Genomic DNA, 13,259 nt, shown 5'->3' with positions numbered 1-13,259 from the left:
GGACGCGAATGCCGACTTTTTCTCAGAGTCTTGAACAATCCCTGCATCGGGCGCTGGCGATTGCGAACGAGCGTCATCATCAATATGCGACGCTCGAACACCTGCTGCTGTCGCTGATCGACGATTCCGATGCGGCCGCGGTGATGCGCGCGTGCAATGTCGATCTCGACAAGCTGCGCGGCAGCCTCGTCAACTATCTCGAAACCGAGTTCGAAAACCTCGTGACCGACGGCGGCGACGACGCCAAGCCGACGGCCGGTTTCCAGCGCGTCATCCAGCGGGCTGTCATTCATGTGCAGTCGTCGGGCCGCGAAGAGGTCACCGGCGCCAACGTGCTGATCGCGATTTTCGCCGAGCGCGAGAGCCATGCCGCGTACTTCCTGCAGGAGCAGGACATGACGCGCTATGACGCGGTCAACTACATCAGCCACGGCATCGCCAAGCGGCCGGGAGTATCGGAGTCGCGTCCGGTGCGCGGCACCGACGAGGAGGCCGAGCACAAGAACGAAGGCGACGGCAAGAAGAAGGGCGATGCTCTCGAGACCTACTGCGTCAATCTCAACAAGAAGGCGCGCGAGGGCAAGATCGACCCGGTGATCGGCCGCACCGCGGAGATCAACCGCGCCATCCAGGTGCTGTGCCGCCGCCAGAAGAACAACCCGCTGTTCGTCGGCGAGGCCGGCGTCGGCAAGACCGCGATCGCCGAGGGCCTCGCCAAGCGCATCGTCGACAACGACGTGCCGGAGGTGCTGAGCGCTGCGACCGTGTTCTCGCTGGACATGGGCACGCTGCTGGCGGGCACGCGCTACCGCGGCGATTTCGAGGAGCGGCTCAAGCAGGTCATCAAGGAGCTGGAGACGCACCCCAACGCCATCCTGTTCATCGACGAAATCCATACCGTGATCGGCGCCGGCGCGACGTCCGGTGGCGCGATGGATGCGTCCAACCTGCTCAAGCCGGCGCTGGCGTCGGGCTCGATCCGCTGCATGGGCTCGACCACCTACAAGGAGTACCGCCAGCACTTCGAGAAGGACCGCGCGCTGGTGCGGCGTTTCCAGAAGATCGATGTCAACGAGCCGTCGGTCGAGGACGCCATCGGCATCCTCAAGGGCCTCAAGCCGTACTTCGAGGATTACCACAAGCTCAAGTACACCACTGAGGCCATCGAGGCCGCGGTGAACCTGTCGGCGCGCTACATCCACGACCGCAAGCTGCCGGACAAGGCGATCGACGTCATCGACGAGTCCGGTGCGGCGCAGATGCTGGTGCCGGAGAACAAGCGCAAGAAGACCATCGGCCTCAAGGAGATCGAGACCACGATCGCCACCATGGCCCGCATCCCGCCGAAGAGCGTGTCCAAGGACGATGCCGAGGTGCTCAAGCATCTCGAGCAGACCCTCAAGCGCGTGGTGTTCGGCCAGGACAAGGCGATCGAGGCGCTGACCGCGTCGATCAAGCTGGCGCGCGCCGGCCTGCGCGAACCGGAGAAGCCGATCGGCTGCTACCTGTTCTCGGGTCCGACCGGCGTCGGCAAGACCGAGGTCGCCAAGCAGTTGTCGGAAGCGCTCGGCGTCGAGCTGCTGCGCTTCGACATGTCCGAGTACATGGAGCGGCACACCGTGTCGCGCCTGATCGGCGCCCCTCCGGGCTATGTCGGCTTCGACCAGGGCGGCCTGCTGACCGACGGCGTCGACCAGCATCCGCACTGCGTGGTGTTGCTCGACGAAATCGAGAAAGCGCATCCCGATCTCTACAACGTGCTGCTGCAGATCATGGATCACGGCCGGCTCACCGATCACAACGGCAAGCAGGTCAACTTCCGCAACGTCATCCTGATCATGACCACCAACGCGGGTGCGGCGGATCTGGCGCGCCAGGCGTTCGGCTTCACCCGCAGCAAGCGGGAAGGCGATGACCAGGAGGCGATCAACCGCCAGTTCGCGCCGGAGTTCCGCAACCGGCTCGATGCCATCGTGTCGTTCGGCCATCTCAACGCCGACGTCATCGGCATGGTGGTGGAGAAGTTCGTGCTGCAGCTCGAGGCGCAGCTCGCCGACCGCGATGTCACCATCGAGCTGTCGGACGCCGCCAAGGCCTGGCTGATCCAGCACGGCTACGACGAGCAGATGGGGGCGCGGCCGATGGCCCGCGTGATCCAGGAGCACATCAAGAAGCCGCTGGCCGACGAGGTGCTGTTTGGCCAGCTCAAGGGCGGCGGCCATGTCCGCGTCGTCCTGGTCAAGGACGACAAGGGCGAAGACAAGATCGGCTTCGAGTTCGTCGAAGAAGGTCCGGTCACGCCGAAGCCCGAGAAGCTGCCGGGTGCGCGCAAGCGCAGTGCGTCGGCACGCAAGCCGAAGGGCGACGACGGTGGTCCGAAGGGCTCGAGCAAGCCGCCGCTGGTCAAGGCCTGAGGTGTTCGCTGCGATCTGAAGGCTTGCACGCCTGACGATTTACACATCTGAAGAGATGCACGGCCGGATCGTCGATCCGGCCGTTGCCTTTTGCGGCAGGCTCCGCGTCAGCCGCCCGGCCGGCTGGCGCGCCACGCCCGCGGCGACAGCCCATAGTGCTCGCGGAAGGCGCGGCCGAAATGCGAGAGGTCGTTGAAGCCCCAGGCGAACGCGATCTCGCCAATCTGGCGGTGGGCCTGCGCCGGCGCGGCGAGGGTGCGATGGCACTGCGCGAGGCGCTCGCTGAGCACATGGCGCTGGAACGAGGTCTGCTCGTCGGCGAGCAGGTTGTTGACATAGCGGGGCGAGATGCCGAGCGCCGCGGCGGTTTCGCCCAGCGACAGCTCGGGATCGGCAAGGTGAGCGCGGATGTGCGCCTTGAGGCGGTACAGCAGCGCGGCACGGTGGGTCGAGGGCGCCAGCCGTCCCGTCGCCAGCCGCTCGCCGAGCGCCATGGCGACGAGGTCGAGCGCCTGCTCGGAGAGGCGCGCGCCGGTGTCGGCGTCGACCTCATCGGCGAGCCCGGCCACGGAGACCAGGAAGTCGATGGCGAGGCGGTCGAGCGGCCGCTGCCGGTCGAAGCTGATGGCGGTCAGCGCCTCGGTGCCGGCGATCCGCCGCTGCAACGCCGCGCGCGGGATCTGGAAGATGGTCTGGTGGAAGTCGGCGTCGAACAGCAGTTCGTAGGGCCGCGTCGTGTCGTAGAGCGCAAATGCACCGGGCTGGATCACGGTCTCGCGGCCATCCTGCACGACGCCGCCGACGCCCTCGCGCCCGAGCGCGATCAGCACATAGTCCTCGCGCGCCCGCGCGATCCGCGACGGCGTGCGGTAGACGCGCTGCGCGCCGGAGACGACATGGGTGCAGGAGACCTCGCCGAGCACCGAGCGGCTGATGGTGCCATGGAGGTCGTCGCCGAGGTCGGAGCGGCAGTCGAGCTGGACGAAGGTGTCGCAGACGATGTCCTGCCAGAACGCCAGCTTGCGATGGGGCGGTGCGCTGTCCGTGCTGAGCGCGATGGCCATGAGCTGTTGGTCCTCTTGCGCAGGGATGCTTGTGCCCGTTGCGTAAGTGCCGCCGGCGGGTTCCGGGCAGGGAAGGCTAGGGCGGAAACGCCATCGTCGCAACTCCACTCTGGCATACGGGCCGCCGCCGTGCGGGCGCAGTCGAGTTTTTCTTCCGTCCTGGACCAGCGCCGGTCGTGGTCCGGTTGCACAGTCCGCAAAGGACCAGCGCGCAAGCGCCGGCGGCATGGACAGGGGGAGATCGCATGGGACTGGAGCATCCGAAGTACAAGGTCGCGGTGGTGCAGGCCGCGCCGGTGTGGCTCGACCTCGACGGCACCGTCGACAAGAGCATCGCGCTGATCGAGGAGGCCGGCCGCAACGGCGCCAGACTGATCGCATTCCCTGAGGTGTTTATCCCCGGCTATCCCTGGCACATCTGGCTGGACTCGCCGGCCTGGGCCATCGGCCGCGGCTTCGTGCAACGCTATTTCGACAACTCGTTGAGCTACGACAGCCCGCAGGCGGATCGCCTGCGCGCCGCTGTGCGCCGCGCCGGCCTGACCGCCGTGCTCGGCGTCTCCGAACGTGACGGCGGCAGCCTCTACATCGCGCAATGGCTGCTCGGCCCGGACGGCGAGACCATCGCCAGCCGCCGCAAGCTGCGTCCGACCCATGCAGAGCGCACGGTCTATGGCGAGGGCGACGGCAGCGACCTGGCCGTGCACGCGCGTCCGGACATCGGCCGGCTCGGTGCGCTGTGCTGCTGGGAGCATCTGCAGCCGCTGTCGAAATACGCCATGTACGCGCAGAACGAGCAGGTCCATGTCGCATCGTGGCCGAGCTTCTCGCTGTACGACCCGTTCGCGCCGGCCCTCGGCTGGGAGGTCAACAACGCCGCGTCGCGCGTCTACGCCGTGGAAGGCTCGTGCTTCGTGCTGGCGCCCTGCGCCACCGTGTCGCTGGCGATGATCGAGGAGCTGTGCGACCGTCCCGACAAGAACGCACTGCTGCACACCGGCGGTGGTCATGCCACGATCTTCGGGCCCGATGGCAGCTCGCTCGCCGACAAGCTGCCGCCGGACCAGGAGGGGTTGCTGTACGCCGACATCGATCTCGGTGCGATCGGCGTCGCCAAGAACGCCGCCGATCCGGCCGGCCACTACTCGCGCCCCGACGTCACGCGTCTTCTCTTCAACAACAAGCCGGCACGGCGCGTCGAGCATTTCGCGCTGCCGGTGGACGGCGAGCCGGCGGTCGCCGCCGAGCAGGCCGGCTGAACCATCGCCGCGGAGGGCGCCATGGAATCTGCCATTCCCGAGCATCTGCGCAGCGAGCGTACGCGGCATCGCCGCGTGCCCGACGACTATACACCGCCTTATCCGTCGTTCGTGGCGCGCCATCGCACCGACGTCGGTCGGGTGGTGATGGCTTATTTCGGCGTCCAGTATCGCGGCGCGCCGTCGCCAACTGCTGACGCCGCGCTCGCCACCATCGCCGCGCGGTTTGCCGCGGTCGACGGGCCGTCGCACTGGGATCGCGCCTGGCATGTCGATCAGGCCGGCTTCACCAATGTGTTGTCGGTGGCGTACTGGGACGACATCGCCGCGTTCGATCGCTGGTTCGGGCCGGCACGCGCTGCCTGGACCGGCGACATCCATGCCGGGGCCGGCATCGGCTTCTTCATCGAGGTCATCCGTCCCGCGGTCGAGGGCTACGAGACGCTGTTCTCCTCGCCTGACCGCGCCGAGGGGGTCGCCGTGCTCGCCGACCGCATGAGCGGCGAGGTGCAGGAGCATGCCTACTGGGGCGGCATGCGCGACCGTATCGCGCTTTCGCAGACCAGCGATCTTGCGCCGCGCGGCGCGGCCGAGCTCGTCGTCGACGGCCCGCGCCGGCGCGTGGTGGTGCACGACAATCTCTGCCTGATCCGCTCGGGGCAGGACTGGAGTGACACCGACGCTGCGGAACGCGCCATGTATCTCGGCGACGTCGAGCCGGTGCTGCGTGCCGGCATGGACTTCCTGCGCGACGAGGGGCGCCCCATCGGGTGCTACGCCAATCGCTATGCCGCCGTTGTCACCGCCGACGGCGACGTCACGGAAAAATCGTATGGCATGAGCTGGTGGAAGAGCCTTGCGGCGCTGGAGCGCTGGGCGGAATCCCATCCGACCCATGTGCGGATCTTCGGTGCGGCGATGACGTATCTGTCGTCCCTCGGACCGAACGCGAAGCTGCGGCTCTATCACGAGGTCTCGCTCGCCCGCAGCGACGAGCAGTTCTTCGAATATCTCGGCTGTCATGATGGTACCGGGCTGCTGACCGCGGTTCTCTGAGCGCGGTGCGAAGGCCGGCGGCGCGACAATTTTGGTCGCAGGCCGCTGCGCAAGGTCTGCTATGGTCCGGGAGGGGTGGGGCATGAGGGAGTTCCTTGTCATGCTCTATGTCGACATTCCGACTGCGACGGATCTTGCGGCCCTGAGTTCGCGACGGGACGATATCGGCGTCTCGATCTACCTGCCGACCACGCCGGTGACCCGCGAGGGCGGCGCGGACCGCATCGCGCTGAAGAATCTGGCGCGCGAGGCGCTGCGGCAGCTGCAGGCCGTCGATGCCGACAAGCGGCGCGTGGCGGCGCTCGCCGAGCATCTCGACGATCTCGTCGACGACGACGGCTTCTGGCGTCATCAGGCCCATAGCCTTGCGGTGCTGGCGACGCCCGACAACGTGCGCACGTTCCGCCTGCCGAATGCGCTGGAGTCGATGGTCGAGGTCTCGGACCGCTTCTTTCTCAAGCCGTTGTTGCGGTCGGTGACATTCGCCAACAGCGGTCATGTGCTGGCGCTGTCGGAAGGCGCCGTGCGTCTCATCGAGATCTCTGCGAATCTGCCGGCGACCGCCGTCAAGGTCGAGGGCCTGCCGAGGGACGCCGCCAGTGCCGTCGGCCAGTCGACGATCAACGATCGCTCGCCGAGCGGCCGTCTGCAGGGCGCCGAAGGGCAGAAGGTACGGCTGCGCCAGTTCGCGCGACAGGTCGACGCCGCCTTGCACGCGCGGCTGGCCGGCTCCGATCTGCCGCTGGTGCTCGCGGCGCTGCCGCCGATCGCGGCGATCTATCGCTCGGTCAACAGCTATCCGCATCTCGCCGCGGCCGGCATCGACACCAGTCCCGACGCCCTGAGCGACGCCGATCTCGCCGCGCGGGCCCGCAGCGTGCTCGACGGGCTCTACCGCGACGAGGTCACGGCGTTCGGCCGCCTGTTCGCGCAGCGCGAGAACCAGGGCCGCGCGACCACGGACGTCGCCCAGGCGGCGCGCGCTGCGACCTTCGGCGCCGTCGAGGCGCTGATGGTCGATATCGATCAGGTGATCCCCGGTACGGTCGCCGACAGCGACGGCGCGGTGACCTTTGCCAGTGCGCCGGGAGCGCGCAGCTATGGCGTGGTCGACGAGATCGCGGCGCGGGCGCTGCGATCGGGGGCGCGGGTGCTGGCCGTGCGTCAGCCGGACATTCCCGGCGGCAAGGCGCTCGCCGCCGTCCTGCGCTACCCGGTGTAGCCGCCTATCGCTATGGCCGCAGCCGGCTGCCGAAGCTCGAGATCGCCTGGGCGAGTTCGGCGGCCGGGCCGTGTTTCGGGCTGCGCGGCGCCTGCACGACGACGAATTCGACGACGCCGAGCGGCGGCAGCCATGGGGGCGTCATTTCCACGAGGCCATCGGGGATCAGGCTCTGCGCCTGGGCGCAGATGCCGAGGCCCGCCAGCGTTGCCGCGCGCAATCCGCTCAGCGAGCCGCTGGAGCAGACGATGCGCCAGCGCCGTCCGGCGCGCTCCATCGCTTCGAGCACGAGGCTGCGGCTCACCGCGGGGGGCGCGTAGAGGATGAGCGGTAGCGGCTGTTCCGGATCGAGCCGCATGCCGGGGCCGCCGCACCATACCAGCCGCTCCTGCCACACCAGCTGGCCATGCTCGTCGCCGGTGCGCCGCTTGCCCAGCACGAGGTCGAGCTCGCCGGCGTCGAGCTGCTGATAGAGCACCGCGCTCAGGCTTACGGTCAGTTCGAGGTCGACGTGGGGGTGGCGGCGCATGAAGTCGCGCAGCAGGTCCGGCAGCCGCGAGTTGGCAAAGTCCTCCGCGGCGCCGAAGCGGATCCGGCCGCGAACCTGCGAGCCGGTGAAGTAGTCGCGGGCGCGGGCGTTGGCGTCGAGGATGGGGCGGGCAAAGCTGACCATCGCCTCGCCATCCGCGGTCAGTTCCACCGAATGGGTGTCGCGGACGAACAGCCGGCGGCCGGCCTCGGCCTCGAGCTTGCGAATGTGCTGGCTGACGGTCGACTGGTTCAGGCCGAGGCGCCGGGCGGCCTCGCTGAAGTTCCGGGTCTGGGCCACGGTCAGGAAGGTCTCGAGCTGCACGGGATCCAGCATTGTTGCCGTCCGCTTATGATGATTTGTGATTACAATAACGTCAGCTAGGCGGGTTTACAATTGTGCGCTGCACAGCCATGGTCGCCCTCACTGGATAAGGATTCACACCATGGCTCTGCGCGCGTTCAATCCCTTTACACTGGTCGATCCCTACATTGCCGCCATTGTCGGCATGGTGGGGCTGGCGACCGTGCTGCCGCTGCATGGCGAGGGGGCCGTCGCAGGCCGGTACGTGACCGACGCGGCCATTGCCTTGCTGTTCTTCCTGCATGGCGCCCGCCTGTCGACCGCCGAGGCGCTGGTCGGGGCGCGGCACTGGCGGCTGCATCTGGTGATCTTCCTGGCCACCTTCTTGCTGTTCCCACTGCTCGGTCTCGCCGGTCGGGCGCTCGCGCCGAACCTGCTGTCGCCGGCGTTGTGGAGCGGTGTCATCCTGATCTGCATCCTGCCCTCGACCGTGCAGTCGTCGGTCGCGTTCACCTCGATCGCCCGCGGCAACGTGCCGGCGGCGCTGTGTTCGGCGACGGCGTCCAACCTGTTCGGCATCGTTGCGACGCCGCTGCTGGCGGGCCTGCTGCTGAGTGCCCGTGGCGGCTTCTCCGGCACGGCCGTGCTCGACATCGTGGTGCAGCTGCTGCTGCCGTTCGTTGCCGGCCAGCTGTCACGGCCGCTGATCGGCGGCTGGGTGGCGCGGCACAAGGCGATGGTCGGTCTCGTCGATCGCGGCTCGATCCTGCTGGTGGTCTACACCGCGTTCAGCGACGGCGTCAGCCATGGCATCTGGCATCAGCTCGACCTGCGCCAGCTTGCAGCGGTGCTCGCCGTCGACGCCGCGCTGCTGGCGGTGGTGCTCGCCGTGACCCATTTCGGCAGCAAGCTGCTCGGTTTTTCCCGCGAGGATCGCATCGCGATCATGTTCTGCGGCTCGAAGAAGAGCCTGGCCAGCGGCCTGCCGATGGCGACAGTGCTGCTCGCAGGGCAGTCGGTCGGCCTGATCGTGTTGCCGCTGATGCTGTTCCACCAGATCCAGCTGATGGTCTGTGCCGCGCTGGCGCGGCGCTATGCGGCCGGCGGGGATGCAGCATCGCCCGATCTGCCCGCCTCGTCGTCGCTCGCCGGCGCGCGTTGACGGGGGTGATCAGGCTGCGCCTTCGCGCACCTGCCTGGCGATGACTTTCTGGGCTTCGAACTCACGGCGTCGCCGCGCGAGCTCGTCCGCGCTCATGCGCGCGACGTTGTTGTAGTCGAGCTTCCAGGACGGATCATCGCGCCACCGCAGCGGCGACTGCATGGTGGTGCGAGGTCCCGGCGCAGCTTCCAGCAACGTCAGCGCAAGCTCCAGCGTCAGGGCCTGCGATGCCGTGTCGTGCGGCCGTCCCGCGGAGTTGCCGAGCGGGAAGTCGCTGAACAGAAAGCGCGGCACGCCGGCGTGCTCGACGATGTCCTTGGCGCAGCCCATCACCACGGTCGAGATGCCGTTGGCTTCGAGATGGCGCGCGATCAGGCTGACGCTCTGGTGGCAGACCGGGCAGTTCGGCACCAGCACAACGGCGTCGACGCCGTCGGCTCGCGCACGCGCATGGATGTCGGGGGCGTCGGTCTCGATGGTCACGCGGTGGCTGCGATTGGTCGGCGCGCCATAGAAGCGCGGGCCGACGGCGCCGATGCGGCCTTGCGCCGCGAGCCGCCGCAGCTGCGGCAGCGGAAACCATGTGTTGCTGTCGTCGGCGGTGGTGTGGACGCGGTCGTAGGCGATGTGGGAGATGCGCAGGTCGTGATCGGCGGCGGTGTCGCCGTCATAGACCTGGTAGAACTTCGCGGACGAATTGTAAGCGGCGCCGGGGCCCTGGTCGCCCTTCGCCGGATCGAACCGCGAGGCGGTTGTCACGATGGTCACGCGGGCCTCTGCGAGCGGCTTGCGGAGCGGCTGGAACGGCGCGTCGTCATGGTGCGCCCAGCGATAGGGCGCATCGTAGCCGATCGCGCGGTAGTATTCGCGGGTGCGCTGCATGTAGCGGATCGGCTCCTCGAGATCGGGCTCGAAGGCGAAGGGCGGGGCGGAAGGTGAGGTCATCGGGCACTCCCGGCAAATCGGGATGTGACTATAATCTCTCCGGGTGTCCGCACCAGTCGGGCGGAACCCGCGCTCACGAGCCGGTGAGGTCCGCTGGCGGGGCCGCGGCGGCGGCGCCATACTGGCAAGGCGTCTCCGGAACGTTGTCGTCGATCAGGCTGCCTCATGCCCGCAACAGACGTCGTCGGGACGTTCCGCGTCCTTTGCCTCGCCGCGCTGGTGTGCTGGCCGCTCGCCGCGGCCGCGGAGGACGCGCCGCCTGCCGGTGCGCCGCCGGCCGCTGCCGTGGGGGCACCCGCACCTCCGTCGCCGTCAGGCGATACGCCGGTCGCGCCGGCTGCCGCAGCCGCCCCGAAGGCCGACGGTGCCCCGCAGACGGGCGCCGCGCCGGATCCGGCGGCAACGACCGAGGCGAAATCCGACGGGCCCGGCGATACCGACACGCGCGAGGCGATGTGCCTGATGATCGAGTCCGCGGCGAGGGCCAACGACCTGCCGCTCGAATTCTTCGCGCGCGTGATCTGGCAGGAGAGCCGCTTTCAGGCTGACGCTGTCGGCCCGGTGACACGTAGCGGCGCGCGGGCACAGGGCATTGCCCAGTTCATGCCGGGCACGGCCAACGAGCGGCGGCTGCTCGATCCGTTCGATCCGGTGCAGGCGCTGCCGAAGTCCGCCGAGTTTCTCGCCGAGCTGCGTGGTCAGTTCGGCAATCTCGGGCTGGCCGCCGCGGCGTACAACGCCGGCCCGCGGCGCGTGCAGGACTGGCTTGCCGGCAGTGGTGCGATGCCGGCGGAGACGCGCCGCTACGTTCTGGCGATCACCGGCCTGTCGGTGGAAGAGTGGCGCGATGCCGGGACGAAGCCTGCGCCCGTGCAGCCGCCGCCCGGCTGCCGTGCATTGATGGCGCTGCTGCGTCAGGCGCCCAATCCGTTCATCGCCCAGCTCGAGCAGCGCGTGAAACTCGGTGTCGCGCAGCCCTGGGGCGTGCAGCTCGCCGCCGGCTTCTCGCGAGACCGCGCACTGGCGATGTATGCCCGAGCCATGCAGCGTCTCGGCACGGTGATCGGCGAACACGACGCCAATCTCCTCAGTTCGGTGTTGCGCAGCCGCGGGACACGGCCGTTCTACCAGGTGCGTGTCGGTATGGAGACGCGCCCTGCTGCCGACGATCTCTGCGGCCGCATTCGCCGCGCCGGGCAGGCCTGCTTCGTGCTGCGCAATTCCCAGGGGCACGGCTGAGCGGGCCATGCGCGTTCGGAATCGTGAATGCGCCCTGCCGTGTGTCTCGACGCGCAGGCTTGATGCGAGGCAAGCCCGGGCGCTTCAGCGATAGGGCATGCCCTGCTTCTGCAGCGCGCTCGCCAGCGCCTCGAATTTGTCGGCGACGGCGAGGCGTGCCTCGTAGACCGTGCCGAGCGCGAGCAGGCTGACCAGCGATGACGCCAGCAGATAATTGAAGCTACCGCCTGCGCTGTCGTCGACGAGGAAGCGACGGATCAATGCCGCGATCCGCGTCATGGCTGCATCTCGCTTGCAGGCGGGCGTGCCCGCGCGCGGTCGAACGGAATCACCGATGCCGAAGCGGTATCGAGGAATTCGAGGCCGGCGGCGCCTTCGCTGCGCCAGGCGAGGCGTGCGGCGTATTCGCGTCCCTTGCGGGCAACCACCAGAGTCAGGTGGTCGGGCAGCAGGGCGTTGTGAGGGATGGTGATGCGCGCTCCGTTCGCTGAGAAGTTGCTAACGGTGCAGTCCATGGTCGAACAGCGGTTGTTGAAAATCAGCATACCACCGTAGATCACGCGCGTGCGTGCGGCCTTGCGTTGTTCCGACATGTCATTTCCAGCGTTAACACTTTGCTAACGATGGCGAAGCTAGCGCAGGCCACAACCACAGGTGAAGTGCGGCATTCCGTCAACGTTTCGTTAACCTGAATAGGGCCGGTTTTTCGGCATTCGCGGCTATCGCGGAGAATATTCGTCTCTCGTCGTGATGGGGCGAGGGGGCGGATGCGGTTCGCACGGCCGTCAGAACCAGCCCGCGTCCAGGCTGCGGTCGAGCAGCAGCAGCGCGAGCGAGACGACGAGGCCGAGACCGGAGAAGATCGCAACGACGATCAGCGAATCCCACTCTCGGTCCGACAACGTCGATGCGTGAGGCAGGCGTTTGGCGAGAGCGGGAATGACCTTGGCCAGCGCGATCATGGCAGTCTCCTGTCGGCAACCGATGGCCGGCGAGATATCGGCTTCCGCGCGCGATCATCGCTGCGGCGGTTGCTATCAGAGTCGTCTGCAGGTGGCGCAAATGGTTCAAGCAGGCGGCCACGGCGCCGCGGTGACGTGCAACGTCATGTTCTGCATGCCATGTTCTGCAACTGCCGATTGACGCGCGGCACCGACGTGCGCGGCACATGCCCGCGTGATCATTTGATTGCCGCCTCCGATCCGACCGCACCGTCGAGCCGGGCGAGTTCGCGCAGCAGCCGCGCGACCTGGCGCAGTTCGTTGCGCTCGGGACCCGGCTTCAGGAGGCGCGCCTGGCGAAGAGCTTCGGTGGCTCGCAACAGGAATGAGGAGCGTTCCGTCATCGTGTTCCTTTCGAGGAACAGTCAACGGTTTGCCGGCGGCATGTATCCCGCCGCATGGCTCCCCTCCGCGGGGAACGATCGGCGTCGCCGGATTCGTTCCCGTCAGTGCGACTATTTTTGTCGGCTCAGACCGCAAGGCGGCGCGACAGCTCGTCGAGATCGGCGACGAACCAGGTGGATCGGCCGCGATTGGCCTCGACGATGAAATCGTGCAGTGACTTGCTCGATGCCGACCATGCCGAGACGTCGCCGACGACTGCGAGCTGGATGCGATAGTTGACGAACTTCTGCAGCACCGCGCCGGCAAGGCCGGTGCTCAGCTGAAAGAACGATGCGTCCAGACGCGACACCGGAATGGCGAGCATTGACGCATCGTGCTCCCACGCCGCGCTGAGAAAGGTGTTGGCATCGCCTTCGCGCGCAAGCGTCGGGCCATCGGCGGCCATGACGAGCACGCGGACGCTGTGAAGGTCGAGCAAGGTGTCGTGAGAGGTCTCGGTCATCGGAGCGGCTCGGCGGATGTCGGTCGCGATGGAGCGTGCGGCGACACAGGAAGGTTGCAGGGCGTCTCAAAAAGCGAAAAGCCCGGCTTGCGCCGGGCTTTTGCTGGAACCTGAAATCAGGTTCCGGGTCGTTCTGAGTGTTTAGTCTCAGTACTTGGCGACGACCGGGCCACCCCAGTTGAAGCGGTAGTTGATACCGGCCTTCACGGTGTGGACGT

The 13,259-nt window shown here is 67.7% G+C and carries 14 protein-coding genes; 6 read left to right on the top strand and 8 right to left on the bottom strand.

Annotation, left to right across the window (positions count from 1 at the left end; translation table 11 throughout):
- Positions 1–8: 8 nt before the first annotated feature.
- Positions 9–2,414 (top strand): ATP-dependent Clp protease ATP-binding subunit ClpA, encoded by a 2,406-nt coding sequence (clpA, locus tag JQ639_RS34595; RefSeq protein ID WP_211969847.1) that lies wholly within the window; start codon positions 9–11, stop codon positions 2,412–2,414.
- Positions 2,415–2,521: 107 nt separating this feature from the next.
- Here clpA and JQ639_RS34590 read toward each other — a convergent pair whose 3' ends face one another.
- On the bottom strand, positions 2,522–3,478 hold the full coding sequence (locus JQ639_RS34590) for an AraC-like ligand-binding domain-containing protein (protein ID WP_211969848.1): 957 nt from the start codon (positions 3,476–3,478) through the stop codon (positions 2,522–2,524).
- A gap of 245 nt (positions 3,479–3,723) precedes the next feature.
- Between JQ639_RS34590 and JQ639_RS34585 the strand changes: the two genes are divergently transcribed.
- From JQ639_RS34585 to JQ639_RS34575, 3 genes are all read left to right on the top strand, one after another.
- Complete coding sequence (locus JQ639_RS34585) at positions 3,724–4,737, top strand: carbon-nitrogen hydrolase family protein (protein ID WP_211969849.1); 1,014 nt, start codon at positions 3,724–3,726, stop codon at positions 4,735–4,737.
- Between the two features lie 21 nt (positions 4,738–4,758).
- Positions 4,759–5,793, top strand: a complete 1,035-nt coding sequence (locus JQ639_RS34580) for a phenylacetaldoxime dehydratase family protein (RefSeq protein WP_211969850.1) — start codon at positions 4,759–4,761, stop codon at positions 5,791–5,793.
- Positions 5,794–5,875: 82 nt separating this feature from the next.
- Positions 5,876–7,015, top strand: a complete 1,140-nt coding sequence (locus JQ639_RS34575; protein WP_249123591.1) for a baeRF11 domain-containing protein — start codon at positions 5,876–5,878, stop codon at positions 7,013–7,015.
- Positions 7,016–7,025: 10 nt separating this feature from the next.
- On the opposite strand, the gene JQ639_RS34570 is transcribed toward JQ639_RS34575, so the two are convergent.
- Positions 7,026–7,880 carry a LysR family transcriptional regulator gene (locus JQ639_RS34570; RefSeq protein ID WP_211969851.1) on the bottom strand — a complete coding sequence of 285 codons (855 nt, stop codon included), beginning with the start codon at positions 7,878–7,880 and terminating at the stop codon, positions 7,026–7,028.
- Between the two features lie 109 nt (positions 7,881–7,989).
- Between JQ639_RS34570 and JQ639_RS34565 the strand changes: the two genes are divergently transcribed.
- Complete coding sequence (locus JQ639_RS34565) at positions 7,990–9,009, top strand: bile acid:sodium symporter family protein (protein WP_211969852.1); 1,020 nt, start codon at positions 7,990–7,992, stop codon at positions 9,007–9,009.
- 9 nt (positions 9,010–9,018) lie between these two features.
- On the opposite strand, the gene JQ639_RS34560 is transcribed toward JQ639_RS34565, so the two are convergent.
- On the bottom strand, positions 9,019–9,954 hold the full coding sequence (locus tag JQ639_RS34560) for a glycine/sarcosine/betaine reductase selenoprotein B family protein (protein WP_211969853.1): 936 nt from the start codon (positions 9,952–9,954) through the stop codon (positions 9,019–9,021).
- Positions 9,955–10,119: 165 nt separating this feature from the next.
- Here JQ639_RS34560 and JQ639_RS34555 point away from each other — a divergent pair, with 165 nt between their 5' ends.
- Positions 10,120–11,193, top strand: a complete 1,074-nt coding sequence (locus JQ639_RS34555; protein ID WP_211969854.1) for a lytic transglycosylase domain-containing protein — start codon at positions 10,120–10,122, stop codon at positions 11,191–11,193.
- An 84-nt stretch (positions 11,194–11,277) separates the two neighbouring features.
- Here JQ639_RS34555 and JQ639_RS34550 read toward each other — a convergent pair whose 3' ends face one another.
- The 5 genes from JQ639_RS34550 to JQ639_RS34530 all read right to left on the bottom strand — a co-directional run bounded on the left by JQ639_RS34550 (position 11,278) and on the right by JQ639_RS34530 (position 13,041).
- Positions 11,278–11,472: a hypothetical protein gene (locus tag JQ639_RS34550; protein WP_211969855.1), complete on the bottom strand. Its 195-nt coding sequence runs from the start codon at positions 11,470–11,472 to the stop codon at positions 11,278–11,280.
- Positions 11,469–11,786 (bottom strand): PilZ domain-containing protein, encoded by a 318-nt coding sequence (locus JQ639_RS34545; RefSeq protein WP_211969856.1) that lies wholly within the window; start codon positions 11,784–11,786, stop codon positions 11,469–11,471. Before JQ639_RS34545 ends, JQ639_RS34550 begins: the two co-directional genes overlap by 4 nt.
- A gap of 192 nt (positions 11,787–11,978) precedes the next feature.
- Positions 11,979–12,155, bottom strand: coding sequence for a hypothetical protein (locus JQ639_RS34540; protein ID WP_211969857.1), 177 nt, complete (start codon positions 12,153–12,155; stop codon positions 11,979–11,981).
- 218 nt (positions 12,156–12,373) lie between these two features.
- Entirely contained in the window at positions 12,374–12,538 is a 165-nt protein-coding gene (locus JQ639_RS34535; protein WP_211969858.1) for a hypothetical protein, read from the bottom strand.
- A 125-nt stretch (positions 12,539–12,663) separates the two neighbouring features.
- Positions 12,664–13,041, bottom strand: coding sequence for a DUF4180 domain-containing protein (locus JQ639_RS34530; protein WP_211969859.1), 378 nt, complete (start codon positions 13,039–13,041; stop codon positions 12,664–12,666).
- Positions 13,042–13,259 lie beyond the last annotated feature (218 nt).

Origin of the sequence: Bradyrhizobium sp. U87765 SZCCT0048 (genome assembly GCF_018131225.1) — a bacterium.
Lineage (GTDB): Bacteria > Pseudomonadota > Alphaproteobacteria > Rhizobiales > Xanthobacteraceae > Bradyrhizobium_A.
The sequence above is the reverse complement of the archived record's forward strand: the minus strand, read 5'-3'. Positions and strand labels throughout refer to the sequence as shown.